At 42.7% G+C, this 25112-nt stretch carries 27 protein-coding genes, 2 tRNA genes and 2 pseudogenes; 9 read left to right on the forward strand and 22 right to left on the reverse strand.

The genetic code is table 11. From position 1 onward, the window contains the following. Positions 1 to 43: 43 nt before the first annotated feature. A complete protein-coding gene (gene accC, locus B0184_RS04560; protein ID WP_005708058.1) occupies positions 44 to 1387 on the forward strand; it encodes an acetyl-CoA carboxylase biotin carboxylase subunit in 1344 nt (447 codons plus the stop codon). A 157-nt stretch (positions 1388 to 1544) separates the two neighbouring features. Then, a complete protein-coding gene (locus tag B0184_RS04565; protein WP_005708057.1) occupies positions 1545 to 2297 on the forward strand; it encodes a TOBE domain-containing protein in 753 nt (250 codons plus the stop codon). Between the two features lie 83 nt (positions 2298 to 2380). Here B0184_RS04565 and tehA read toward each other — a convergent pair whose 3' ends face one another. The 3 genes from tehA to B0184_RS04580 form a co-directional block, all read right to left on the reverse strand. Continuing rightward, complete coding sequence (gene tehA, locus B0184_RS04570) at positions 2381 to 3322, reverse strand: dicarboxylate transporter/tellurite-resistance protein TehA (protein ID WP_005708059.1); 942 nt, start codon at positions 3320 to 3322, stop codon at positions 2381 to 2383. Positions 3323 to 3391: 69 nt separating this feature from the next. After that, positions 3392 to 3961 (reverse strand): elongation factor P hydroxylase, encoded by a 570-nt coding sequence (locus tag B0184_RS04575; protein ID WP_005708056.1) that lies wholly within the window; start codon positions 3959 to 3961, stop codon positions 3392 to 3394. A gap of 44 nt (positions 3962 to 4005) precedes the next feature. Then, positions 4006 to 4752 carry a M48 family metallopeptidase gene (locus B0184_RS04580; RefSeq protein ID WP_005708054.1) on the reverse strand — a complete coding sequence of 249 codons (747 nt, stop codon included), beginning with the start codon at positions 4750 to 4752 and terminating at the stop codon, positions 4006 to 4008. Between the two features lie 87 nt (positions 4753 to 4839). On the opposite strand from B0184_RS04580, the gene B0184_RS04585 reads away from it, so the two are divergent. From B0184_RS04585 to murQ, 3 genes are all read left to right on the forward strand, one after another. Beyond that, positions 4840 to 5547 carry a tRNA1(Val) (adenine(37)-N6)-methyltransferase gene (locus B0184_RS04585; protein WP_005708060.1) on the forward strand — a complete coding sequence of 236 codons (708 nt, stop codon included), beginning with the start codon at positions 4840 to 4842 and terminating at the stop codon, positions 5545 to 5547. Between the two features lie 7 nt (positions 5548 to 5554). After that, entirely contained in the window at positions 5555 to 6667 is a 1113-nt protein-coding gene (locus B0184_RS04590) for an anhydro-N-acetylmuramic acid kinase (protein WP_005708052.1), read from the forward strand. A 264-nt stretch (positions 6668 to 6931) separates the two neighbouring features. Beyond that, positions 6932 to 7843 carry an N-acetylmuramic acid 6-phosphate etherase gene (gene murQ / locus B0184_RS04595; RefSeq protein ID WP_005708053.1) on the forward strand — a complete coding sequence of 304 codons (912 nt, stop codon included), beginning with the start codon at positions 6932 to 6934 and terminating at the stop codon, positions 7841 to 7843. Positions 7844 to 8046: 203 nt separating this feature from the next. On the opposite strand, the gene B0184_RS04605 is transcribed toward murQ, so the two are convergent. The 15 genes and pseudogenes from B0184_RS04605 to B0184_RS04670 all read right to left on the reverse strand — a co-directional run bounded on the left by B0184_RS04605 (position 8047) and on the right by B0184_RS04670 (position 18596). Next, complete coding sequence (locus tag B0184_RS04605; protein ID WP_078177618.1) at positions 8047 to 8421, reverse strand: transposase; 375 nt, start codon at positions 8419 to 8421, stop codon at positions 8047 to 8049. A 64-nt stretch (positions 8422 to 8485) separates the two neighbouring features. Further along, positions 8486 to 9253 (reverse strand): Fe(3+) dicitrate ABC transporter ATP-binding protein FecE, encoded by a 768-nt coding sequence (gene fecE / locus B0184_RS04610; RefSeq protein ID WP_005709065.1) that lies wholly within the window; start codon positions 9251 to 9253, stop codon positions 8486 to 8488. Then, positions 9253 to 10236, reverse strand: a complete 984-nt coding sequence (gene fecD, locus B0184_RS04615; RefSeq protein ID WP_005709058.1) for a Fe(3+) dicitrate ABC transporter permease subunit FecD — start codon at positions 10234 to 10236, stop codon at positions 9253 to 9255. The genes fecE and fecD overlap by 1 nt, the downstream gene beginning before the upstream one ends. Further along, positions 10236 to 11225, reverse strand: coding sequence for an iron-dicitrate ABC transporter permease FecC (fecC, locus tag B0184_RS04620; protein ID WP_039851464.1), 990 nt, complete (start codon positions 11223 to 11225; stop codon positions 10236 to 10238). Before fecC ends, fecD begins: the two co-directional genes overlap by 1 nt. Next, complete coding sequence (locus B0184_RS04625; RefSeq protein ID WP_005709063.1) at positions 11225 to 12115, reverse strand: Fe(3+) dicitrate ABC transporter substrate-binding protein; 891 nt, start codon at positions 12113 to 12115, stop codon at positions 11225 to 11227. Before B0184_RS04625 ends, fecC begins: the two co-directional genes overlap by 1 nt. A 91-nt stretch (positions 12116 to 12206) precedes the next feature. Beyond that, positions 12207 to 12353: pseudogene (locus B0184_RS10735) on the reverse strand (DMT family transporter); the annotation flags it as partial. 17 nt (positions 12354 to 12370) lie between these two features. Continuing rightward, positions 12371 to 12538: pseudogene (locus B0184_RS10740) on the reverse strand (integrase core domain-containing protein); the annotation flags it as partial. A gap of 147 nt (positions 12539 to 12685) precedes the next feature. Next, a complete protein-coding gene (locus tag B0184_RS04635) occupies positions 12686 to 13012 on the reverse strand; it encodes a transposase (RefSeq protein ID WP_078177619.1) in 327 nt (108 codons plus the stop codon). Positions 13013 to 13147: 135 nt separating this feature from the next. Beyond that, positions 13148 to 14503, reverse strand: a complete 1356-nt coding sequence (locus B0184_RS04640) for a PFL family protein (RefSeq protein WP_005708192.1) — start codon at positions 14501 to 14503, stop codon at positions 13148 to 13150. Between the two features lie 8 nt (positions 14504 to 14511). Next, positions 14512 to 14784 carry an ACT domain-containing protein gene (locus B0184_RS04645; RefSeq protein ID WP_005708189.1) on the reverse strand — a complete coding sequence of 91 codons (273 nt, stop codon included), beginning with the start codon at positions 14782 to 14784 and terminating at the stop codon, positions 14512 to 14514. Positions 14785 to 14906: 122 nt separating this feature from the next. Beyond that, the gene (miaB, locus tag B0184_RS04650; RefSeq protein WP_005708194.1) at positions 14907 to 16334 is read right to left on the reverse strand and encodes a tRNA (N6-isopentenyl adenosine(37)-C2)-methylthiotransferase MiaB; all 1428 of its coding nucleotides are present in this window, start codon (positions 16332 to 16334) and stop codon (positions 14907 to 14909) included. Between the two features lie 144 nt (positions 16335 to 16478). Continuing rightward, entirely contained in the window at positions 16479 to 16727 is a 249-nt protein-coding gene (locus B0184_RS04655; RefSeq protein WP_005708200.1) for an FAD assembly factor SdhE, read from the reverse strand. A gap of 18 nt (positions 16728 to 16745) precedes the next feature. Further along, positions 16746 to 17690: a 4-hydroxy-3-methylbut-2-enyl diphosphate reductase gene (ispH, locus tag B0184_RS04660; RefSeq protein WP_005708188.1), complete on the reverse strand. Its 945-nt coding sequence runs from the start codon at positions 17688 to 17690 to the stop codon at positions 16746 to 16748. Further along, entirely contained in the window at positions 17691 to 18254 is a 564-nt protein-coding gene (gene lspA, locus B0184_RS04665; protein ID WP_005708191.1) for a signal peptidase II, read from the reverse strand. Positions 18255 to 18257: 3 nt separating this feature from the next. Further along, positions 18258 to 18596 carry a P-II family nitrogen regulator gene (locus B0184_RS04670; RefSeq protein WP_039851146.1) on the reverse strand — a complete coding sequence of 113 codons (339 nt, stop codon included), beginning with the start codon at positions 18594 to 18596 and terminating at the stop codon, positions 18258 to 18260. Between the two features lie 169 nt (positions 18597 to 18765). Between B0184_RS04670 and B0184_RS04675 the strand changes: the two genes are divergently transcribed. From B0184_RS04675 to B0184_RS04685, 3 genes are all read left to right on the forward strand, one after another. Beyond that, the gene (locus B0184_RS04675; protein ID WP_005708195.1) at positions 18766 to 19257 is read left to right on the forward strand and encodes a hemerythrin domain-containing protein; all 492 of its coding nucleotides are present in this window, start codon (positions 18766 to 18768) and stop codon (positions 19255 to 19257) included. Between the two features lie 107 nt (positions 19258 to 19364). Beyond that, the gene (locus tag B0184_RS04680; protein ID WP_005708197.1) at positions 19365 to 19694 is read left to right on the forward strand and encodes a DMT family transporter; all 330 of its coding nucleotides are present in this window, start codon (positions 19365 to 19367) and stop codon (positions 19692 to 19694) included. A gap of 249 nt (positions 19695 to 19943) precedes the next feature. Further along, positions 19944 to 20483, forward strand: a complete 540-nt coding sequence (locus B0184_RS04685) for an RBBP9/YdeN family alpha/beta hydrolase (protein ID WP_005708193.1) — start codon at positions 19944 to 19946, stop codon at positions 20481 to 20483. A gap of 59 nt (positions 20484 to 20542) precedes the next feature. Here the strand turns inward: B0184_RS04685 and B0184_RS04690 are convergent. Next, positions 20543 to 20632 (reverse strand) — tRNA-Ser (locus B0184_RS04690). Between the two features lie 298 nt (positions 20633 to 20930). Here B0184_RS04690 and B0184_RS04695 point away from each other — a divergent pair. Beyond that, positions 20931 to 21006: transfer RNA gene (locus B0184_RS04695), tRNA-Thr, on the forward strand. A 95-nt stretch (positions 21007 to 21101) separates the two neighbouring features. On the opposite strand, the gene prlC is transcribed toward B0184_RS04695, so the two are convergent. The 3 genes from prlC to pcnB are packed head-to-tail and all read right to left on the reverse strand — an operon-like array spanning position 21102 to position 25098. Further along, positions 21102 to 23132 (reverse strand): oligopeptidase A, encoded by a 2031-nt coding sequence (gene prlC, locus B0184_RS04700; RefSeq protein ID WP_005707740.1) that lies wholly within the window; start codon positions 23130 to 23132, stop codon positions 21102 to 21104. 59 nt (positions 23133 to 23191) lie between these two features. Beyond that, positions 23192 to 23665, reverse strand: coding sequence for a 2-amino-4-hydroxy-6-hydroxymethyldihydropteridine diphosphokinase (gene folK / locus B0184_RS04705; protein WP_005707690.1), 474 nt, complete (start codon positions 23663 to 23665; stop codon positions 23192 to 23194). Continuing rightward, positions 23665 to 25098, reverse strand: coding sequence for a polynucleotide adenylyltransferase PcnB (gene pcnB, locus B0184_RS04710; RefSeq protein WP_005707706.1), 1434 nt, complete (start codon positions 25096 to 25098; stop codon positions 23665 to 23667). Before pcnB ends, folK begins: the two co-directional genes overlap by 1 nt. Between the last annotated feature and the right edge of the window lie 14 nt (positions 25099 to 25112).

A 25112-nucleotide genomic window follows, 5' to 3' on the forward strand; every position in this document is an offset into this window, starting at 1 on the left:
CCCTCTTAAGAGGGGCATTTTCATTACCCAAAAGGAATAAGCAATGTTAAAAAAAGTTGTCATTGCCAACCGCGGCGAAATTGCTTTACGCGTTTTACGTGCGTGTAAAGAGTTAGGCATTAAAACCGTTGCCGTTCACTCAACAGCAGACCGCGAGCTTAAACACGTATTATTAGCGGATGAAACCGTATGTATCGGTCCAGCACCTTCTGTAAAAAGCTACTTAAACATTCCTGCGATTATCGCTGCTGCTGAGGTAACGGATGCGGATGCGATCCACCCGGGTTACGGTTTCTTATCTGAAAACGCAGATTTTGCAGAACAGGTTGAAAATTCTGGTTTTATCTTTATTGGTCCAACGGCAGATGTGATTCGCTTAATGGGCGACAAAGTATCTGCTATCAATGCAATGAAAAAAGCGGGCGTGCCTTGCGTACCAGGTTCCGATGGTCCTATCGGTAATGATCCTGCGAAAAATAAAGAGATTGCAAAACGTATCGGCTATCCAGTGATTATTAAAGCATCTGGTGGCGGTGGCGGCCGTGGTATGCGCGTGGTTTACCAAGAAAAAGATTTGGAAGAATCGATCGCAATGACCAAAGCAGAAGCGAAGGCGGCATTTAATAACGATATGGTGTATATGGAAAAATATCTTGAAAATCCACGCCACATCGAAATTCAAGTAATGGCAGATACGTACGGCAATGCGGTTTATCTTGCAGAGCGTGATTGCTCAATGCAACGTCGCCACCAAAAAGTAGTTGAAGAAGCTCCAGCACCAGGTATTACTCCTGAATTACGTAAATTCATTGGAGAGCGTTGTGCAAATGCGTGCCGTGAGATCGGCTACCGCGGTGCAGGTACATTCGAATTTTTATTTGAAAATGGCGAATTCTATTTCATCGAAATGAATACCCGTTTACAGGTTGAACACCCAGTTACCGAGATGATTACAGGCGTAGACTTAGTGAAAGAGCAACTTCGTGTTGCTGCAGGTTTACCGCTTTCTATCACGCAAGATGACATCAAAGTAAAAGGTCATGCGATGGAATGCCGTATCAATGCGGAAGATCCAAACACCTTCTTACCATCACCAGGTAAAATCACACGTTTACACGTGCCAGGTGGTTTAGGCGTACGTTGGGATTCACACATTTATTCAGGCTATGCAGTGCCTCCACACTACGATTCGATGATTGGTAAATTGATTACATTCGCTGAAAATCGTAATATTGCGATCCGTCGTATGGAACAAGCACTTTCTGAAACCATTATCGAAGGCATTAAAACTAATATTCCACTCCACGAAAAAATCATGGAAGATGAAAACTTCCGTCAGGGTGGAACGAATATTCACTACTTAGAGCATAAGTTAGGTTTAAAATAGTCTTACTGTAATCAGCATTAATATAAAACGATTAAATTTTAAAAGATAATTTATAACATATCTCAGAAATTTAATCGTTTTTTATTATTAATATTTGGTTAAAATTAAGACAATAGATAAGTTATAATACCTAACCTTTGTTATTGGAAACTCAACAATGCTAGATACTGAAATTCTACTGACTATCAAATTAAACAACATACTATTTGCCGATCCTCGACGTATTGAATTATTGCGTCAAATTAAACAGATTGGTTCTATTAACCAAGCTGCAAAATTAGCAGGGGTAAGCTATAAAACTGCTTGGGATAACATTGATGCAATGACTAAAATTAGCCCTAAGCCTTTGTTAGATCGTAGTACAGGTGGTAAGCAAGGTGGCGGAACACAACTAACGAGTTATGCAGATCGCCTATTACAGCTTTATGATCTATTGCAACAAACGCAAAAAAGAGCTTTTGAGATTTTGCATGAAGAAAACATCCCTCTTGATAATGCGTTATTTGCAACAGCAAAATCATCACTCCAAACCAGTGCACGAAATCAGCTTTTTGGCAAGGTATCTGGCTTAAAACAAAAAGATGCACTAGTTTGGGTTGATGTAAATATTGATGGTATAAATGAGCCAATTTGTGCAGTAATCACTGAAAAAAGTAGTAAGCGACTTGATCTTATGCTTGGCAGAGATGTGATGTTATTGATTAAAGCTCCTTGGATTAAGCTGAATTTGAAACGAATAGGTGTAAATGATTTTACAGGGGAGATTATAGCAATTGAACAAAATGAAGTTCTTGTGAAAATTGGTCACACTGTATTATGTGCCATCATAGAAGAGCCTATTTCAGAAAAAGTGGGAGAATCAGTTCAACTACATATCGATCCTGAACAGATTATTTTAGCGACACTTTAGCTCTTTAGTTTAATTTAGCAAGCGGTAAGATTTGTTAAAAAATTTGGTATATAGGACAAAATTTTACCGCTTGTAAGCTGATGCTATTTCACCCAAAACTGCCCTTTGGCTAATTTATAAATTGTTAAACCGATCAAGCCTAAAATCATCAAATTCGCAAATACAAAGGCGAAAATGGCAACGCCTGTGAGCACATTGGCGTGGTAAAACGCAATAGCACTATTTGCCATAGATGCTAGACCGAATGAGAAGCCCCAAAAGCCGATGTTTAAGCCTTTTTCTGCAATCCACGGTAGTAAGCGAATTAAGAAAAAGAGTTGCAAGAAGCCATAGCCCCACAGAATTTTCACGAAAGTGTCGATTTCACCGTGATTTACCGCCAAGTAAGCTGATGCTCCAACAAAAGCAGGCGCGAGGATAATCCCCATTGTTGCTCGGAAAGGGGGCTCAACCGATGAAATGCGTAAATGTTGTAACAATACTGGTTCGAAAATAATCCAGGCAATTAAACCTGCCCCGAAAAACAAATAGCCCAAGTCGTGATAGCCAATTAAGGCAAGCGAGCTGGCACTGGTAAAGTTTGCCGCTACAGCAGGCAAATAGAAGGGGGGGCGGGTTGATTTCTGTTCAAAAATACCGCCTTTCCACAATTCACTAATACGAATGGATGAAAAGAGCAACTGCCCAACCGTGCCAATCCAGATCATCACTTCAGCCAACAGCGGTTGCCAGCGATAGAGAATATCTGCGACCAACATTGTGGTAATCGGAATTAATGCCAGAAATGAGAACCGCACAGGGCAATGATATTCTTCTAAAACTTCGTGTTTAAAATAGCGGAGTTTATACAGGTAAAGTCCGATAAACAGAAGCCATACAATAATAGCGCTAATACCTAAAATGTTGCTGATTGTTTCAGTCAGTGGAAAATGGGCAAGATGTGTCCAAGCAAGGGAGAGTGCAGCCAAGCCAAGCGGGATACCGAAATAGCCCGTTGGCAATGGGAAGGGTTTGTTTGTGTTCATATTTCCTCCTTAAAAGTTAAGAACAGTTTGAGTATAGCACTTGTGTCAAGAGGAAATAGATGAAATTTGTTAAATTTTTGCAAGATCAAACATACCTAAATCAATCACATCTGGTGTGCCGTAGAATTTTGCCAATGCTTTTCGAAGTGTTTCCGCACGTTTTGGTAAATAGCCTCGCTCTGCGTAAACTTTTACCTGATTATAGACCGCTTTTTTGAAGGCTGAATTATCGCCAGGATTGCCTGAAAGGTTATCCGCACTGGCAAAATAGCGGAAGCCTGCCGCGGTAGCTAAAACCCACTCAATCGCTTGAGGTTTCACTTCCACCGATTCAAACTCACGTTGGCGTTCTGCCGAGCGACCATCAGGTTCATACCAATAACCAAAATCTTCTAATTGGCGGCGCGCTTCACCTGCTACAAGCCAATGCGAAATTTCGTGCAAGGCACTGCTGTAATAGCCGTGGGCGAATAAAATTACGTGATATGGACGTGCTGATTTCACGCCATCTTCCTCTAAAAATGCAGGCAAATAGATAGGATAATCGCCACCTTTTTCTAGTCGGGTATTGTATTCTGTGGCAAAACATTCGTCGAAAATGCGGATAATATCTTCGGTTTTGTGGTTATCTTGGTTCATTTTGTCTTCTTCTCGTTTTTATGACAGCATAATCAAAAAATAGATTAGTGTGCAGCTTTATAAAGTTTCATTGCCTCTGGAATTAAACGTTCCAAGTTTTTCTGGCGAGCTTCATTTGAAGGGTGAGTCGAGAAAATGCCACCGCCGCCACCGCTGGCTTTGCTCATTTTTACCCACACATTTGGGGCTGATGATGGGTTATAACCTGATTTTGCCATCAACATTAGCCCTACTTCATCAGCCTCGGTTTCTTGACTACGAGAGAAAGGCTTATTTGCAATTAAATCTGTTCCAACGCTTAATAAACCACCTGTATCGACACCTGTTGTTGCCGCAACAGCAATATCCGCCATTTGCCCAACTATGCCCGTGACCAATCCAACATTACGCGAAGACTTTCCGTGTTCTTGCAAAGCGTGAGCCATTTCATGCCCCATTACAGTGGCAATTTCATCATCATTCATATTGAGCTTTTCAACCAAACCTGTGTAGAAGCCCATTTTGCCGCCAGGCATGGCCCAGGCATTTAACTCATTGGTGCGGAAAACGGTAATTTCCCATTGAAATGGCACGCCTGTTTTATTTTCTTGCTCTGCATAAGGTTTCATTTTATTAAATATTTTATGTACCCGTTGAGCCGTCACAGAGTTCGTATCAATCGCTTTGGCATTTTGTTGCTTCATTTGCATATAACCTTGAGAAGCTTCTGCGTTAATTTGTTGCGTGCTCATACAAGCGGTCAAAAAAGTACTTAATATTGCGACTAATGCAATTTTTTTTAATGGTTTCATTGTATCCTCATTTAAATCTCTGTCTTCAGTTGTCGAAGGCGAAAAACAATGCGATTATAGCCCATCTTTCGACAAAATAACCCAAAAATGAAAAAATCAGGATTTCAATTTAAACAATTTTTTCTTGCTCACGATAAATGTGCAATGAAAGTCAATACCGATGGTATTTTGCTTGGCGCAATGGCGGAGGTAAAAAATGCCAAGCGTATTCTTGACCTCGGCACAGGTACAGGATTGATTGCGATAATGCTTGCGCAGCGAACCGCTGAAGATTGCCAAATTACCGCTCTTGAGTTAGAGCCAAATGCCTACCAACAAGCGGTCGAAAATGCCCAATGTTCTGCATGGGCGAACCGCATTACTATTCAGCAAGGCGATATTTTTGAGGTGAATTTCCCACAAAAATTCGACCTGATTGTCTCTAATCCGCCTTATTTTCGTGACAGTCTTGCTAGCCGAACTGCGGAACGCGATATTGCCCGCAGCCTTCAAAAAAGCCATTACGATTGGTTAATGCAAGCGAAAAAATGGCTTGCCGAAACAGGGAAAATCAGCTTGATTTTGCCCACTCAAGAGGCTGAGATACTGCTTGAACAGAGCCTAACAAGCGGACTATTTTGCATAGAAATTTGCAAAATCATCACCAAAATGGGGCAAGAGCCAAAACGTTGGGTTATCACCTTTGCTTTACAACATCAGCAAAGAGAGGAAAAGGTGCTGATTGTGTATGATAAACAGAATCAATACACACCAGCATTTGTGGCATTAACCCAAGATTTTTATTTAAAGATGTAGAGAAAAAATGAAATTATATTTAGGTATTATGTCGGGCACGAGCCTAGACGGCGTAGATTTAGCGCTAGTGGATTTTGAGAGCGGAGCTAAATTAGAGGCAAGTTGTTTTGTGCCAATGCCCGAAGCGCTGAGAGCGGATTTGTCTGTTTTATTGAAGTCGGGTGAAACTTCATTACAAAAATTGGGTGAAATCGACTACCGCTTGGGCGTGTTATATGCTGATTGTGTAAACGAATTTCTGGCGAAAAATCAGCTTAAACCAAGCCAAATTGAAGCGATTGGTTGCCACGGGCAGACGGTTTGGCACGCTCCACAAGGTAACTTCCCATTTACGATGCAAATTGGCGATATGAATATTGTTTCCGCCCGAACGGGGATTACCACCATTGCAGATTTTCGCCGTAAGGATATGGCGTTTGGCGGACAAGGTGCACCGCTTGTGCCTGCTTTTCACGAAGCGATTTTTGCCCGTCCAAATCAATTTACCGTGGTGCTCAATATTGGTGGAATTAGCAATATTTCCGTGCTTAATCCGAAGGCACAAACCATAGGCTATGATGTGAGCGTGGGTAATGCACTGATGGATAGTTGGATTGAAAAACATCTCGGCAAACGTTACGACAAAAATGCCGAATGGGCAAAAACGGGCGAGGTGATCTCTGAACTCTTGGCGGAAATGTTGAGAGAGCCATTTTTACAATTACCGCCCCCGAAAAGCACAGGGCGTGAGCTGTTTAACCTTGCATGGTTGGAAAAGCAATTGGCAAATTTAACGGTAAAATCAACCGCTTACAAAGTAGAGGATGTACAACGTACATTGGCGGAATTTACCGCGCAAAGTGTCTCTCGTGAATTATCGCAGTGGGAAAAAGAGCTAAATAAAGTGTTGTTGGTGTGCGGTGGTGGGGCGAGAAATCCGTTATTGATGGAGCGTTTCAATGCTTTGTTACCAGATTGGTGCGTTGGTACGACTAATGATTATGGCGTAGATGTTGATTATGTGGAAGCGGCTGCTTTTGCCTGGTTGGCTTATCGCCGAATGGAAAACCTGCCAAGTAATATGCCTAGTGTAACGGGCTCATCGCAAGCGGTGAGTTTAGGGGTGATTTTTCCAAAATAATTAATAGATAAAAAAGAAAAACTGTCTGAAAAGACAGTTTTTCTTTCATTCTATTCTATAAATTCTATTCTGTGCTTTTAGCTAAATAGCCTATAATATAACCGAAAATTGACAGCAAAAATCAAGATGAAAAAAATGGAGCAAACTGTTGTGGCGGTATAATTTGGTTTGAGTGCATTGGTAATGGCAAGTTATCCTGCGATTAAAATGAGCCGAAACAAAGATAAACGCCAAATTAAAGTATAGTTGTGAAACGAGTGTAATATGAATCAAACACTACTCAATTCGCTCTCTCAGATGATGACTGAGCAACGCAATCCCCGTTCTCTTAACATAGATTGCATGACAGCAATCGATATCGTGCAGCTTATCAATCAAGAAGATCTGTTAGTTGCTAAGGCAGTAGAAAAATGCTTACCTCACATAGCCGAAGCAGTCGAAAAAATCGAATATGCATTCACAAACGGCGGGCGACTTGTCTATATTGGTGCTGGCACGAGCGGACGATTAGGCGTATTAGATGCGTCTGAATGTCCACCCACTTACGGTGTGGCACCTGAAATGGTGGTGGGTATTATTGCAGGTGGTGAGCGAGCTTTACGCCACCCCATCGAAGGGGCAGAAGACAACTACGAGCAAGGCAAAGCCGATTTACAAGCGGTCGATTTTTGCGAAAAAGATGTCTTAGTTGGCATCGCAGCCAGCGGGCGTACGCCTTATGTGATCGGTGCATTGGAATATGCCAAATCATTAGGTGCGATTACGGTATCCATTGCCAGCAACGCAGGTTGTGCGATGTCTCAAATTGCCGATATTGCAATTGAGACCGTCGTAGGCGCGGAAATACTCACAGGCTCAAGCCGAATGAAATCAGGCACAGCACAAAAATTGGTGCTGAATATGCTTACTACGGCTTCGATGATTCGTATCGGTAAATGCTACCAAAACTTGATGGTAGACGTGCAAGCCAGCAACGAAAAACTCAAAGCAAGAGCGGTGAAAATCGTGATGGAAGCTACCGACTGCACCAAAGAAACCGCAGAAATTACCTTGCTTCAAGCCGATAACCACGCCAAACTCGCTATTCTTATGATTTTAGCCAATGTGGATAAACCCCAAGCCGAAAAAATGCTTGCTGAGAATCAAGGCAAGTTAAGGCAAGCACTTCAACGTTAATGATTTTATGATCTGCCCCCCAAAAGTTGGACAGGTTAGTTAACTTAAATATTGAGCCCAGTATTGCACTGGGCTCAATCCTTTTTTGTTCTTTTTATACAGCGGTAAGATAGCTTCTTTAGCTTCGTGATAATTTCGCTTAATCTCTTTATAGCGAGGCATTTTAGCCACACGAAGTAAATCATTTAACGCATGGGCTGGCTTCAATCTTTCAATGATTTTTCTTTTTTCTGTCGCTGTTTTTGACGGTCGAGCGCCTCCAACTCCTTTAGGTAAGCAATCTTCGCACGAGCCAAGGCGAGCTCTCGTTGTAACTTTCTAAACGCTTTAGGTGAAAAGTCTGTAGTTTCCGGAATTTCAATATCTTTCTTTTTCATCTTTGGCTTCACTATTTTCGGTGTTTGAAGGTTTGTATAAGGCGATTTTACGCCATCAAGCCCTCTTTCCCGAAATGCTTTTAGCCAATAAATGACGAGAGCATGGGAAATTTGATGAAGTTTAGCCACCTCACGGATACCATAATCCTGTTCGGTGACGAGTTTGATAATTTTCAAACGAAATTGATAAGAGTAGGACATAATCTGCACCTCAAAATAGGTGTCCAGGTTTTGGGGTGCAGTTCATTAGAGAAGTGATTGAAAGTTATTTCAAAATAAACATTGGTGTATTGCTGATAGGATCACGATGAATGATGACATTCAAATCAAATACATCCTTCAGCAATTCTTCGGTCATCACTTCATCAGGCGTGCCTTGTGCCATTACTGCACCTTTTTTCATGACGATTAAGTGATCGCAATAGCGGCAGGCTTGGTTGAGGTCATGTAACACCGTAATCACGGTTTTTCCGTTTTGTTGCATTTGTCGCATCATGCCCATGAGTTCAGCTTGGCGGTTTAAATCCAGATAAGTGGTAGGCTCATCGAGTAGCACTAATTCAGCATCTTGCGCAAGAGTCATGGCTAAGAAGACGCGTTGTTGCTGACCACCAGATAAATCAGAAACCAACTGTTCGGCAAGTTCAGCAGTTTGTGTTTGATCCATCGCCCAAGTGACCAATTCTTCATCTTTTTGGCTGAGTTTGCCCCAGAGATTTAAGTAAGGCGAACGCCCGTAGGCGATCAATTCCCGCACTTTAATCCCTTCTGGTACCAGGTGTTGCTGCGGGAGAAAAGCCAATTCTTGGGCATATTCTTTAGGGCTTTTTTGCCAAATATCCTGACCTTTATGGGTGATTGAACCTTGCTTCGGTTTGAGCAAGCGAGCCACCGCTTTTAATGTGGTGGACTTACAGCAACCATTTGGGCCGATTAATGCAATCACTTTATTTTTCGGGAATTTTAGCGACAGATTTTTAACCACGAGTTTATCTTGATAACCTAAAGATAAATTATTGATTTCAATGCTCATTATTTAGTTCTCATCAATAAGTAGAAGAAATATGGCGCACCGATAATTGCAGTCAGAATACCCGCTGGGAGTTCAGTTGGTGGGTCAATTACCCGCGCCAAAATATCCGAAAGTTGTAATAAGAGAGCGCCAATAATCAAGGCTGCCGGTAATAGGGTGCGATGCCGGCCACCGACTAAACGGCGAGCAAGATGCGGAGCAACTAAGCCTAAAAAGACAATCGGACCACAAATTGCCACGGCTGTAGTAGAAAGGGCTACCGCTAGCACTAAAACGCTAATTTGCACTTTATTTACGGTCACCCCCAAGGTGGAAGCTTTGTTTTCACCTAAACCAAGGGTATCGAGATCGCGACAGAAAATAAATGGCAAGGGTAGCAACACTACTAACCATGGTAATACCACATTTAAATAAGACCAGCTGCGCCCCCACAGGCTTCCTGTGAGCCATAACATTGCCGTATTGATCTCGACTGGATTGGTAAGCATCAGATAATGACTAATGGCTGCCCACAATGCGGAAAGTGCTACCCCAATGATTGCCATTTTGATAGGGCGGAAGTTAAAACCGCACACGATCCATAAAATGACAAAAGAGAGCACACCACCTAAAAAGGCAAAAATCGGCATCCAGTAAAATGCTAAGTTTGGCAAGAACATCAATACCGAAACAGCAATTAACCCCGCTGCATTGTTAATCCCTAAAATATCGGGAGAGGCAAGTGGATTACGCACCACGCTTTGTACGAGCACACCAGAAATCGCTAAGGCGCCGCCTAATAAAATCGCTAATACCGCACGGGGTAGGCGATATTCCATCAAGGTAAAATAGTTTTTATCATCAGGCTTAAAGGCCGCCCAAATTTCCTCAAAGGAAAGCGTATAAGTGCCGAGACGAATACTCAACACAAAGAGCAGTACCATTAGACCAAGCGTGAGGACATAAAAGCTGATAGCACGAAAAGATACATGAGAGGTTCGCATTAGTGTCTTCCTCTGGCAAATAATACAAAGACTGGTGCACCGATTAAGGCAAGCACCGCACCAGCAGGTACTTCACTAGGGAAGTTGACCGCGCGGGCAATGGTATCTGCAGCGAGCATTAAAATTGCACCGAGTAACATCGCCATAGGGAGCGATTTTCGCAAGTCATAACCAATCCAATAGCGAGCAAGATGAGGCACGAGTAAGCCGATAAAGGCAACTGGGCCGGCAACACTCACGCTTGAACCCACAATCAATAATGCAATGATATTAGCGTACCAGCGTAAACGAAAGAGATTGATGCCTAGTGAACGCGCGGATTCATCACTTAAATTGAGTAAATTTAAACGGCTAGCAAAAAACAGACAGAAAAGTGCGGTCAAAATAAAGAATGGAAATAACGTCAATAATTCATTCCAACGGGCGTGTGCAATGCCACCCGCTAGCCAACTCATAATACCGAAGGCGTGATCTTCCGCGATAATGAGCACTAATTTCGTGAGCGCTGCACACAGTAGTGATACGGCAATCCCCGCTAAAATCACCCGGCTACGATCCCCGCTGTTGTCTTTCCATCCGTTGCTGATCAGCATCACCACAAACCAACTCAGACCGCCACCGATACTAGCCACTAAAGCAATGCTATAACCAGAAAGAATTAAGGGGCTAAACGCACTGGCGGTCACCATGGAAAGACTGGCTCCTGAGTTCACGCTGAGTAATGTAGGGGAGGCTAGTGGATTGCGCGTAATGGTTTGTAACAACGCACCCGCCACCGCAAGATTGGCACCTAAAATCATGCCAACTAATGCGCGCGGTAAGCGTAAATCGGTTACCGTAATTTTGGCAATTTCATCGCCATCGGGGAGGAGCGCTTGTAAAGCTGCAAGCGGTCGAATTTCGATGGGATAATACAAAAACAGGCTTCCCCATAATAGTAAAGGCAGAATGATAAGGGGAAGTCCCCAACGGAAAGTGGACTTCATCATTATTTTTGTTTCACGAAACCTTCAATTTGTTTTGCCATAATTTTGCTCGCTTCTAAGCCACGACCGCGAGCCCACATGTCGGCATCAACGCTGTAAACATGGTTTGCTTTTACGGCAGGAATGGCTTTCCAAAGTGGCTCAGCTTCCCATTTGCGCGCGATACTTTCATCACGATAATGGGCGATGAACAAGTATTCCGGTTTTTCCATTACTAATTGTTCAAGGTTGATTTCTACGAAAGCTTGATCACTATTGAGTTTAGTTGGGGCAAAACCTAATGTCGTTAAGAAACTACCCACATAGCCATTGTCATTTTGGATATTAAATTTATCTTCTCGGGAAGTACCAAATGAGGCTTTTTTGCCTTGCACACCTAAATTTTTTGCGATGTTGGCAATGTAATCATTATGTTCATTGATTTTTGCTTTCATTTCGCTACTTTTACCGACTAAATCACCAATTTTCTGTGCTGTTTCAAGATTTCCTTGATAGCTCTCATGACGGGAATCGAACATCACCGTTGGCGCAATTTTTTTCAATTCTTCAAACACCGCTGTGTGACGGGAAGGATCAGCAATAATTAAATCGGGTTTGAGAGAAGCTATTACTTCAAGGCTTGGCTGAGAACGCGTGCCAACGGATTGCCATGCAGCAATTTTTTCACGCACTTGTGGCAGAATACGATCGACTTTGTTGTCGTCGGCTACACCTACAGGGCTTACGCCGACTTGGGCTAAGGCATCCACAAAAGAATATTCCAACGCCACAACACGGCTTGGGGTTTTATCAAGGGTAAATTCGCCTTTTGCATCTTTAATCGTGACAGCACTAGCAAATGCAGATGCCATCAATAATGCGGAAGCTAAAGTGGTTTTTAATAATTTTTTCATGTTGTATCCTCAATAATAAAAAGCGTTTGGATTATACATTCAAACAATGTTATTGAGAATAATTATATTTTAAATGTTTGGTCGGATTTCTCTATTTCGCCCGCATTCTAGCAAGCAAACTGACGGCAACAATAATGACTAATGAACCAATCCAGAAATTTAGGCTTGGTACATTATCCCAGAAGAACCAGTCACAGATGCTGGAAAAAATGACACCGGTAAAAGCAAAAGGCGTAATTTAATTCGGTTTTGGTTGTAATACACTAAATATTCTTCAATTTCAGCCTGTAATTCAGCAATTGAATGATAAGTTCGAGAGTAAAAGCACTCTGATTTTAATATTGCAAAAAAGCTTTCAATCACCGCATTATCGTAGCAATTTCCTCGGCGACTCATACTTTGCACCGCTTTACCCTCCAACATTTTCACCCATTCCGCCGTACCATACAATACACCTTGGTCGCTATGAATAATCGGGCATTCTGTCGGTTTAATCTTACTTGTTCTAACATCTTTTTTACCAATGAAAACTTCGGGTGTGTCGCAAAGTTATAGGCAATAATTTCTCGGTTAGCCAAGTCCACCAACTAGATAAGCAATCTCCGCACGAGCCAAGGCGAGCTCTCGCTGCAGCTTTTTAAACGCTCTAGGTGAAAAGTCTGTGGTTTCTGGAATTTCAATATCTTTCTTTTTCATCTTTGGCTTCACTATTTTCGGTGTTTGAAGGTTTGTATAAGGCGATTTTACGCCATCAAGCCCTCTTTCCCGAAATGCTTTTAGCCAATAAATGACGAGAGCATGGGAAATTTGATGAAGTTTAGCCACCTCAGGGATACTATAATCCTGTTCAGTGACGAGTTTGATAATTTTCAAACGAAATTGATAAGAGTAGGACATAATCTGCACCTCAAAGTAGGTGTCCAGATTTTTGGGTGCAGATCAATAAGCGGTCAAATTAGACCGCTTGTTTGCCTTAAACAAGGAATATAAGAAAAATATTTAGTTTACAGTTTGTAAAGGATTTGACCTATATTAGTTCTTCATTGACTGCACTGGGGCTGGAATGCGTCCGCCACGATTGACGAATACCTCGCAAGATCCTTCTTTGACTGGCATAATCGGTGCATAACCAAGTAAGCCACCAAATTCCACGCTTTCGCCCACGGTTTTACCTGTGACAGGAATAATACGTACTGCAGTGGTTTTGCTGTTGATCATACCAATTGCGGCTTCATCAGCAATAATGCCAGAAATAGTGTGTGCAGGCGTGTAACCTGGAACAGCAATCATATCTAAGCCCACTGAACAAACTGCAGTCATTGCTTCTAATTTATCTAATGTGAGCACGCCACTTTCGGCCGCGGCAATCATACCTTCATCTTCCGAAACAGGAATAAATGCACCGCTTAACCCCCCCACGGCACTGGACGCCATCATTCCGCCTTTTTTCACGGCATCGTTTAATAGTGCAAGGGCGGCTGTTGTGCCGTGCGTGCCGCATACACTTAAGCCCATCGCTTCTAAAATACGCGCCACAGAATCGCCTACGGCTGGAGTTGGTGCAAGCGAGAGATCCAAAATACCAAATGGAATATTGAGCATTTTAGAGGCCTCTTGCCCAATCAATTCACCTACACGAGTAATTTTAAATGCCGTTTTCTTCACCACTTCAGCCACTTCGGTCAGTGTGGTTGCATGAGCATTTTCTAACGCCTCTTTTACTACGCCTGGACCTGAAACACCGACGTTGATCACCGCATCGGCTTCGCCCGAACCGTGGAACGCACCCGCCATAAATGGGTTGTCTTCCACCGCATTACAGAACACCACGATTTTGGCACAGCCAAAGCCTTCAGGGGTGATTTCAGCAGTCTGCTTAATCATTTCACCCGTCAGTTTTACCGCATCCATATTGATGCCCGCACGGGTGGAGCCGATATTGATTGAGCTACAGACAATGTCCGTAGTTTTCATCGCTTCGGGGATCGAACGAATCAGTACCTCGTCAGACGGCGACATTCCTTTTTGTACTAATGCGGAAAAACCGCCGATAAAAGAAACGCCAATCGCTTTTGCTGCACGGTCTAGGGTTTGGGCAATAGAAACGTAAGAATCCGCTTTGGTCGCTGCGGCAATTTGTGCGATAGGGGTAACAGAAATGCGTTGATTTACAATCGGCACGCCATATTTTGCAGAGAGAATTTTGGCGGTTTCCACCAAATTTTTGCCCACACGGGTAATTTTGTTGAAGATGTTTTGGTTCAGTTCATCAATATCGCTGCTGATACAGTCGTGCAAATCAATGCCGATGGTAATGGTCCGCACATCAAAATGTTGGTCTGATACCATTCGGATCGTTTCTAAAATTTCATTAGATTGAATGCTCATTTTGCCCCCTAAATGCGGTGCATCGCTTTGAAAATTTGCTCATTTTGCAAGCGAATATCCAACTGCAAGACTTTGCTCTGTTCGGTGAAAAGTGTTGCTAATTCAGGGAAAGAGAGCGAACATTGCGCAGTGTCCACAAGAATAATCATCGTGAAATAATTTTCCATCAACTGCTGGCTAATGTTGAGAATGTTAATGTTGTTTTCGGCTAAGATCTTTGCAACATCGTAAACAATCCCAACACGATCTTGACCAATAACGGTAATTACTGAATGGCTCATTTTTAATTCCTTTTCTGTCTTTTTAAATGGGAAGAAGTATAACACGTCTAAAAACTAAGCGGTTTAAATTTCAGTTTTTATAAAAAAAGACCGCTTACTATAAAGTAAGCGGTCAACTTTAGTTAAAGATTTACTACGTATTGTCCTACGCCAAGCTCATCTTCTTTACGGGTGCGGGCAATCACGCTTGCCGCAGATTCCACCACGCGTAAGCCCATTTCGTCTTCGGTGCGAACCACTTCGCCACGCAGAGAGTTGGTGTAAACATCGGTGATTTTTACATCCACAAATTTGCCGATCATATCAGGCGTACCCACGAAGTTCACCACGCGGTTGGTTTCGGTGCGACCTGTTAATTCCATAATGTCTTTTTTCGATGGGCCCTCCACCAAAATGCGTTGTTCTGTGCCAAGCATTGCACGGCTGAACTGCATCGCTTGATGGTTGATGCGTTGTTGCAAGCGTGCCAAACGCTCTTTTTTCTCCTCTTCGCTCACATCATCTGGAATGTCCGCCGCTGGTGTACCTGGGCGCGCTGAGTAGATGAAGCTGAAGCTCATATCGAAATTCACTTGTTCAATTACTTTCATCGTTTGTTCGAAATCTTCTGCGGTTTCGCCTGGGAAGCCAACGATAAAGTCAGAGCTGATTTGAATGTTTGGGCGCACTTCACGCAATTTGCGGATAATCGCTTTATACTCAAGCGCAGTGTGGTTACGTTTCATCATTGTTAAAATGCGGTCTGCACCACTTTGAATTGGCAAATGTAGGAAACTCACTAACTCTGGGGTGTCTCGATACACTTCGATGATGTCGTCAGTAAATTCAATCGGGTGGCTGGTGGTATAACGCACGCGGTCGATACCGTCGATAGCTGCCACTAAACGCAATAATTCTGCGAAGGTGCAAATGCCACCGTCAAAGGTTTCTCCACGGTAAGCGTTTACGTTCTGACCGAGCAAGTTCACCTCGCGCACGCCTTGTTCTGCGAGTTGGGCAATTTCGAATAAGACATCATCCACAGGGCGAGAAACTTCTTCGCCACGGGTGTAAGGTACCACGCAGAACGAGCAGTATTTGTTACAGCCTTCCATAATCGACACGAATGCGGTTGGACCTTCGGCTTTTGGCTCTGGTAAGCGGTCGAATTTTTCAATTTCTGGGAAAGAAATATCCACAATCGCACGGTCGCCACCACGGATTTTATTAATCATTTCAGGCAAGCGGTGTAAAGTTTGTGGCCCGAACACAATGTCTACGAACGGTGCACGTTCGCGAATATGTTCGCCTTCTTGCGAAGCCACACAACCGCCCACGCCGATGATGAGATCAGGCTTGTCTTTCTTCCAGTTTTTCCATCGACCTAATTGCGAGAATACTTTTTCTTGTGCTTTTTCACGAATTGAACAGGTGTTGAGTAATAACACGTCCGCTTCTTCAGGTTTGTCGGTCAATTCTAAACCGTGAGTTGAATTTAAGAGATCCGCCATTTTAGATGAATCGTATTCATTCATCTGACAGCCCCAAGTGGTAATATGTAATTTTGCCATAGTGTCAAATAATAGGTTATCAAGAGTAAGAAAAGAAAAGCGTAGAGCTAAGTTTAAACTGGCTCCACGCTAAAAAGTCTGGGCTATTTTACCCGATTGGCTATTTTTTGGCTATAACTAAATAGTTGTTAAGGTTATTTCGTTTTAACGATGAATCTTACTTCTCATCAACTCAATTACATCGGTAATCTCTTGTGTTGGTGCTGGAAGTTGATGCATCACCCAGCGAAAAAGCTCTGGATCAGGGTAAGTGAGCATTTCCGCAAAAGCTTGTTGCTCAGCTTCAGTGAGACTATCAAAATGATTTTGGTAGAATGGCATAATCATTTTATCTAATTCGCGCATCCCGCGGCGACACGCCCATTCCAGTTTAAAGCGGTCAATTTCTGCCATTATTTTACTCCTTATCCTCTACTGCACTTCATTGATACGTAATTCTTTTGGCACTTCAAAGAACATATTTTCTTCCAAACCTTCAAGGTTTGCGACCTCTGTCGCGCCTAATTCTTTTAGGTGTGAAATGACTGATTGCACCAACACTTCAGGTGCAGAAGCCCCAGCGGTAATGCCAATGGTTTGCACACCCTCTAACCAACTTGGATCGATATCTTCGGGCCCATCAATCAGTTGCGACTTCACGCCCATACGGCTTGCAAGTTCCGCCAAGCGGTTGGAATTGGAAGAATTTTTGGAACCAATCACCAACACCAATTGCGACTGTTTCGCTAGCTCTCGCACCGCTTGCTGGCGATTTGTGGTCGCATAACAAATATCGTTTTTACGTGGGCCTTGAATTGCGGGATATTTCTCTTTCAACGCTTCAATCACACCGCTTGTATCATCAATAGAAAGCGTGGTTTGCGTCATAAAAGTCAACTCATCTTGATTAGAAACTGGCAAGTTGGCAATATCTTCCACCGATTCCACTAAGTAAATACCGCCCTCTTCGTTATCGTACTGCCCCATTGTGCCAAGCACTTCTGGGTGCCCTTCGTGCCCGATTAAAATCGCTTTTGTGCCTTTACGGCTCGCACGAGCCACCTGCATATGCACTTTTGTTACCAATGGGCAAGTGGCGTCAAACACTTTCAAGCCTCGGCGTTTTGCTTCTTGGCGAACCGCTTGCGAAACTCCGTGAGCCGAGAAAATCACAATCGCATCATCAGGCACTTCATCCAACTCTTCAACAAAAATTGCTCCTTTCGCTTTCAAGCCGTCCACCACAAAGCGGTTATGTACCACTTCGTGACGCACATAAATTGGCGCACCATGAATTTCAAGGGCAAGTTCTACAATCGAAATCGCACGATCCACGCCCGCACAGAATCCGCGCGGATTGGCTAATAAAATCTTCATTTAATCACTCTTTTTCTTCTTGCTTTCAAAAAATGCGGCTAACACCAACAAACCAGCCCCCACCGAAATGGCGATGTCTGCCACGTTGAAAGTCGCAAAATGGTAGCCGTCCCAATTCCAATAAAAATCAAAAAAATCAACCACGTAGCCTTGGCAAACATTTAAGCGGTTGTAAGGTTCATCAGGTGTAAAACCAAGCAGACTGCATTTGTCTACTGCACGGTCAATCGCATTACCCAACGCTCCACCGATAATCAGCGAATATGCAATATTTTCCCATTTTTTGACCGCTTTTGTCTCTTTATTACGATAAAGCATCACGGTCAACGCTGCAGAAATCACAACCGCCAAGCCTAGGAAAAAGTAGGTTTGCCAGCCATCGTGATCGGCTAAAAAGCTAAATGCCGCTCCATAATTACGGGCATAAGTCAGGTTAAAAATCGGAAATACATTCACGCTTTCATAAAAGCGGAAATTCGTCACCACCACATATTTTGACCACAAATCGCCCACGATAACGACTAAACTCAGCCAGAGCCAAGCTAATCCTGTTTTATGCTTCATGCTTTATAGTGCCTCTTCATTCTCTTCGCCTGTACGAATGCGGATTGCTCGATCCGCCTCATAGACAAAAATTTTGCCATCACCAATTTTGCCTGTTTGAGCCACATCCATAATCGCCTCAATGCACTCATCAACTTGCTCATCCAGCACAATCACTTCCACCTTCACTTTTGGCAAGAAATCAATCGCATATTCCGCCCCACGATACAGCTCTGTATGCCCTTTTTGTCTGCCAAAACCTTTTACTTCCGTTACCGTCATTCCTGTAATGCCCGCATCAGTCAGAGCCTCACGCACATCATCCAGTTTAAACGGCTTAATAATCGCCTCAATTTTTTTCATCTTTTGCCCTTTTCGGTTATAAATGGGCGTATTGTAGCAAAATTTTGGCGAATCTTTGATATAAATCATTTCGTTACCCACTTCTGATTATAGTATTCCTTGATGATAGGGGTAGAATTCCGACTAATTTAGTTGGTTATTATTTACTTTTTATTTAAGAGGATTACCTATGTCTTTTGAAATTACTGCTTTTAGTACCTGTCCTTTAGGTGAAATCATTGACTACATTCTGCCTAATTTCCACCAAAAACACCGCTCAGAACTTCCTGTATTAATTGAGTTGGCAGAAAAAGTAGAAAATCGCCACGCAGATCACCCCGCTTGTCCGAAAGGTTTGGCTTCAGTCATTCGAAAAGTCTATGACGATTTAACGATGCATATGATGAAAGAGGAACAAGTGCTGTTTCCACTCATTCAATCAGGACGCGGACCAATGGCAGCCGCGCCAATTTCAGTGATGGAAGCCGAACACGCGGAAGCACATAATGATTTAGCCGATATTATCGCCCTCACACACGAATTTACCCCACCAGAAGGCGCTTGCACCAGCTGGACGAATCTCTACAACGGCTTAAAAACCTTCGCGACTGATTTAACTAACCACACCGAATTAGAAAATGACGTGTTGTTTGTTAGAGCTTTAAGAGGTGATCAACCGTAATATCTTTTGTTGGGTGGGCGTTGCTCACCCTCATCTATTCCCAAATTTACCTTTCTCTCATTTATCGCTAGAATAGCCTCATTTTATGAGGAATCTATAAACCCTTTATGAACCCTTGGATTTTATTAGGCTTTGCAATTGTGATCGAAGTCATCGGCTCAAATTGCATTAAAGCCAGCAACGGCTTTACCAAACCGCTTCCAACCGTGATTGCGATCGGGGCATTTGTGATTGCCTTGTATCTGCTTTCTATCATTACCAAAACGCTACCGCTTGGGATTGTGTATGCGGTTTGGTCTGGCGTGGGCATTGTGCTTACTACATTGGTAGCAATGTTCGTATTCGGGCAAAAACCCGATTTACCTAGCATGATTGGAATGGTGTTAATTATCGGCGGGGTGTTGGTGATTAACTTATTTTCTAATCATTCTTCATAGCGGCCATTCTTTCTTAATTTTCTGCTAAACAATGGCTCATCCTCCTTTTCGTCCGTAAAGCAATGATTGCCAAATTGAAGTGTTGCGGAAAACCCAGCACCATCATTTTGATATAAAAATTGGGAGAGCTTAAATGTGTCAAATCATAAATTTGATTATTTATTACAAAATTATAATACATAGCTGAAAATCTTTAATGAACTGCTATGATTATAACGTTAATTTACTTAAATTTTTACAGGAAAAACAATGAGTAAAATCTATATCACTCACGGCTATACGGCAAACGGCAACAAACATTGGTTTCCGTGGTTAGAACAAAAATTGGCAGAAAAAGGGCTCGAATGTGAGCGTTTAACGATGCCGAATTCGGAGAGTCCGACACCTGAATCGTGGTTAAAATACCATCAAGAAAAAATTATGCTGGATGAAAATACGATTTTAATTGGACATAGTTTAGGTTGCATCGCAACGCTAAATTTCCTTGCAACACAGCAGCAAAAAATCAAAGGGGCGATTTTTGTTTCAGGCTTTTATGAAAAATTACCGAATCTGCCTGAACTTGATATTTTTGCCGATTTCTACGCAAATTTAACCGCTTATAATCTAGAAAAATCTTTTGTAGTGGCATCACTGGACGATCATATCGTGCCATATCAATACAGCGATCATTTAGCTCAATTTCTGGGTGCAGACTATATTCGATTACCAAAAGGCGGGCATTTTTTAGAACGTGAAGGTATCACAGAACTGCCGATTGTGTTGGATTTAATTGAGAAATTACTGTAATACTGTAATGCAGATAAAATAAAACCCCGCAACATTTGCTGCAGGGCTTCTAAATTTGATGGCGGAGGAAGTGAGATTCGAACTCACGGAGGGCGTAAACCCTCGCCGGTTTTCAAGACCGGTGCCTTCAACCACTCGACCATTCCTCCGTTGAAAACGTGCAAGATAATAATTGAATTTTGAAAGTGAGTAAATAGAATTTTTTTACTTTTTAATTAAAAGCATTCTTTTTGTTCAGTTTGGTGTTTATTTATTCTGAAACTTTTCTAATTTTATAAAATGATGTACTAGAGTTTGAAGATTTATAAAAATATTTAAGATAATGTTGCTTTTTAACCAAAAGAGTTATTTTTTCATCATTTGACTCTAAAAGGCTTGAAAGCAATTTTAAAATCCTTATAATTCGCTCCCGTTGTAATCACAACGTTCCCAATTTATACATTCCAAGCCGACTTAGCTCAGTAGGTAGAGCAACTGACTTGTAATCAGTAGGTCACCAGTTCGATTCCGGTAGTCGGCACCATCTTCAATCATATAATCAAGAAAACATCCTAATTCCATAATAGTAATAAGCAGTCTCATTTTGCAAAAATTCTGCAAAAATCGACCACTTAAGCATTACGCAATTCCTTTATGTCTTAATAACGCATCAAGGGTTGGTTTGCGACCACGGAAGCGTTCGAATAACACCATCGGTTCTTCTGAACCGCCACGGGTTAAGATGCAATCTAAGAATTGTTGCCCTGTTTGGCGGTTGAAAATGCCTTCTTCTTCAAATTTTGAGAATGCATCTGCCGACAACACTTCTGCCCATAAGTAGCTGTAATAACCTGCCGCATAACCACCTGCGAAAATATGGCTAAAGCTGTGCGGGGTGCGTACCCATTCAGGCGTTTTTACAACAGCGACATCTTTTTTGACTGCTTGTAAGGTCTCTAACACCAAGCCTTCACGCGGTTGAGCTAAGTGTAATCGGAAGTCGAATAAACCGAATTCTAACTGACGAAGCACAAACATTGCTGCTTGGAAGTTTTTCGCTTTCAGTAACTGCGTGAGTTTCTCTTTCGGCAACGGTTCGCCCGTTTCATAATGCCCTGAAATAAACTGTAAGGCTTCCTCTTCCCAGCACCAATTTTCTAAAAATTGGCTCGGCAATTCCACCGCATCCCACGGCACACCGTTGATGCCTGCCACGTCGCCTACATCAATTTGGGTCAGCATATGGTGAATACCGTGTCCGAATTCGTGGAAAAGCGTAGTCACTTCATCGTGGGTAAACAACGCAGGTTTGTCGCCGATTGGCTTGTTGAAGTTACAGGTTAAATACGCCACGGGCTTTTGTAATGAACCATCTGCTAAGCGTTTTTGGTTGATACAGTCATCCATCCATGCCCCGCCACGTTTATTTTCACGAGCGTATAAGTCTAAGTAGAACGAGCCGCGCTCTTCGCTTTTTTCGTCATAAATTTGGAAGAAACGCACATCTTCGTGCCAAGTGTCAATGCCAAATTTCTCTTCAATACGTAAGCCAAAAATGCGTTTCATAAGCTCAAATAAGCCTGAAAGTACGCGATCTTCTGGAAAATATGGACGAAGTTCTTCGTCGTTGATAGCATACAACGCCTGTTTTTGTTTCTCACTATAGAAAGCAATATCCCAAGGCTCTAGGGTTTCCACACCGTAGTTTGCTTTAACAAATTGTTTCAATTCGCAAATTTCTTTTTTGCCTTGCTCTTTTGAACGTTTTGCAAGATCTTCCAAGAAATCGACCACTTGTTGCGGGTTTTCCGCCATTTTGGTCGCTAATGAAAGATGAGCATAGGTTTCAAAACCAAGCAATTGCGCCATTTCAAGACGAAGTTTTAATTTCTCCGCAATATTCGCGGAGTTGTCCCATTTGCCTGCGTTTGAACCTTGATCGGAAGCACGGGTAGCATACTCTTTGTAGATCATTTTGCGTAATTCGCGGTTTTCACAATAGACTAACACAGGGTAATAGCTTGGGAATTCAAGGGTGAAACGATAGCCTTCTTTACCTTTGCTTTGGGCAGATAATTTTGCCGCTTCTAATGCTGATTCTGGCAAACCTTTAAGCTGTGCCTCGTCTGTCACAACAATATCCCAACCCATTGTTGCATCTAACACGTTATTACTAAATTGTGAGCTGAGTTCTGATAAGCGTGCTGAAACTTCGCCATAGCGTTTTTGTTTGTCGGCTGGCAATGAAATGCCAGACAGCTCAAAGTCACGCAAGCTGTTTTCTACCGCTTTTTTCTGTGCTACAGAATAGGTAGCAAATTCAGGAGAGTTTTTGAGTTTCACATAGCCTTGATACAAACCTTGGTGTTGCCCTGCCCAAGTGCTGTAATCGGATAATAACGGCAAGCAGGCTTGATAGGCTTCGCGCAATTCAGGCGAGTTTTTCACGCCATTTAAATGCCCAATGGGTGACCACGCATGGTTAAATTTATCACCTGCCATCACTTGTGGCAGATAGAAATTTTCCCAGGTTGGATTGTCGATTTGTGAAACGCGTTCAATAGTTTCACGGCACTCTTTAATCACAGCTTCTACCGCAGGTTGGATATGTTCAGGTTTAATTTGCGAGAATGGCGGCAAGCCTGTGTAGTTGAGTAATGGGTTTGACATTGTTATTCCTTATATTTAACTTCCCTCCCTCCGCGAACGGAGAGAGCAAACATTTTTTATTATTCAAAAACCACCATTTGATGATCTTTAAACCGTTGGTAAATTTCTGCCAATTTTTGACCGCTTGGGAGCACCAAATCTGGTGAAAGATCATACATTGGCACGATCACAAATTCACGGTTTTGCATTTCAATATGTGGCACGGTTAAACGCTCATTTTGGATTTGTTCGTTGCCATACAAAATGATATCCAAATCCAACGTGCGTTCCCCCCAACGGCGAAGTCGAACACGCCCTTGCGAGTTTTCTATATGTTGTAGCTTGTCCAATAATTCAAGAGCGGTCAAATCAGTCTCGAATTTTACGATCGCATTCACATAATCAGGCTGATCTTGCGGACCAACCGGTTTTGAGCCGTAAAATGGGCTGACTTCAAAGTTAATCGCAAATGCTTGCAACGATTGCACTGCTTGCTTAAGTTGATTAAGCGGATCATTGAGGTTTGAACCTAAAGCAACATAAACGGTTTTCATTAGGCATTTACCTCCGCTTTTTTATTCGTAGGTTTTTTGCGACGAAACGTTTTGCGGCGGCGTTTTTTCTTAGTTTCTTCTTTGGCAAAATTCGGTAGTTTTTTCACCGCTTGCAACATTTCATCACGTTGTTTATCGTTACTGAATTGGAACTCGTGCCACCAAGCAGAGAGTTCGACTAGATCTCCACCTTCGGTTTCGGCACGCATCACAAGCAAGTCAAAACCCGCACGGAATTTTTGTACTTCCAAAGTTTGCAGAGCATGTTTTGCGGTGCGTTTAGTCATTTGGAATTGTAACGCCCAAATCTCGCGGATAATGCCCGTGTGACGACGATGCAATGCAACAGCTTTACAGCTTTCGTCTAAAATTTCATTTGCTGCAAGCATCATTGAATCGTGCGTGTTTAATCCACCTTCGTTTTTTAACTCGTCAATTTTTTCACGCAGCGGATACCAGAATAACGCCGCAAATAAAAATGCGGGGTTCACTGGTAATTTATCTCGAATGCGGTCATCGGTAGACATCAAGGCTCGCTTGATCATTCGCTCCGCATTTGAGTCTTGATGGTCGGTGAAAAACGGTGTGAGCACAGGGAAAAGTTGCTCAAATAAATGGTACTCACGCAATAATTCGTACGTTTTAAAGCCCGTACCCGATTGCAAGAGTTTTAACGACTCATCAAAGAGACGAGCAGTAGGAATGTTGCCTAACAACGGTGCAAGGGTTTTGATTGGTGCTTCGGTCTCTTTGTCCAAGAACATATCCAATTTCGCCATAAAGCGAACTGCACGCAACATTCGCACAGGATCTTCTTGGTAGCGTTGAGTTGGCTCGCCCAGTAAACGTAGTTTGCCCGCACGCAGATCTTCAACCCCGTTGAAGAAATCATAAATTAAATTGTGGCGAGGATCGTAGTAAAACGCATTGACGGAGAAATCTCGACGCCCTGCATCTTCAAACAAAGTGCCGTAAACGTTATCACGCAACAGCATTCCTTCATCACTAACTTTAGAGATTTTATCGTTGGTGTGATTTTCGTGACCCGCACGGAAAGTGGCAACTTCAAAAATTTCGCGGCCATACATAATATGTGCTAAGCGGAAACGGCGTCCCACTAAGCGACATTGACGCCCAAAAATTTTCTGCACCTCTTCAGGGCGAGCATTGGTTGAAATATCGAAATCTTTTGGTTTTTTACCGAGCAATAAATCGCGAACGCAACCGCCTACGATGTAGGCTTCATAGCCTGCACGATGTAATTTTTCAACAATGGCTAACGCATTTTTCGGGAAATCTTTCGGGCTAATGCCATGTTGCCCTGCGTGGATGGTATGTTTTTTATGCAAAATATGGGAGGGTACGCCATCTTGGGCTTTTTTACCTTTGGATGTCGCTCGTTCTGTTCGTTTTAGCTCAACAGCAGGACGCATTGGGCGATTATCAA

Source organism: Haemophilus paraphrohaemolyticus, from assembly GCF_002015045.1.
GTDB classification, from domain to species: Bacteria; Pseudomonadota; Gammaproteobacteria; order Enterobacterales; family Pasteurellaceae; genus Haemophilus_A; species Haemophilus_A paraphrohaemolyticus.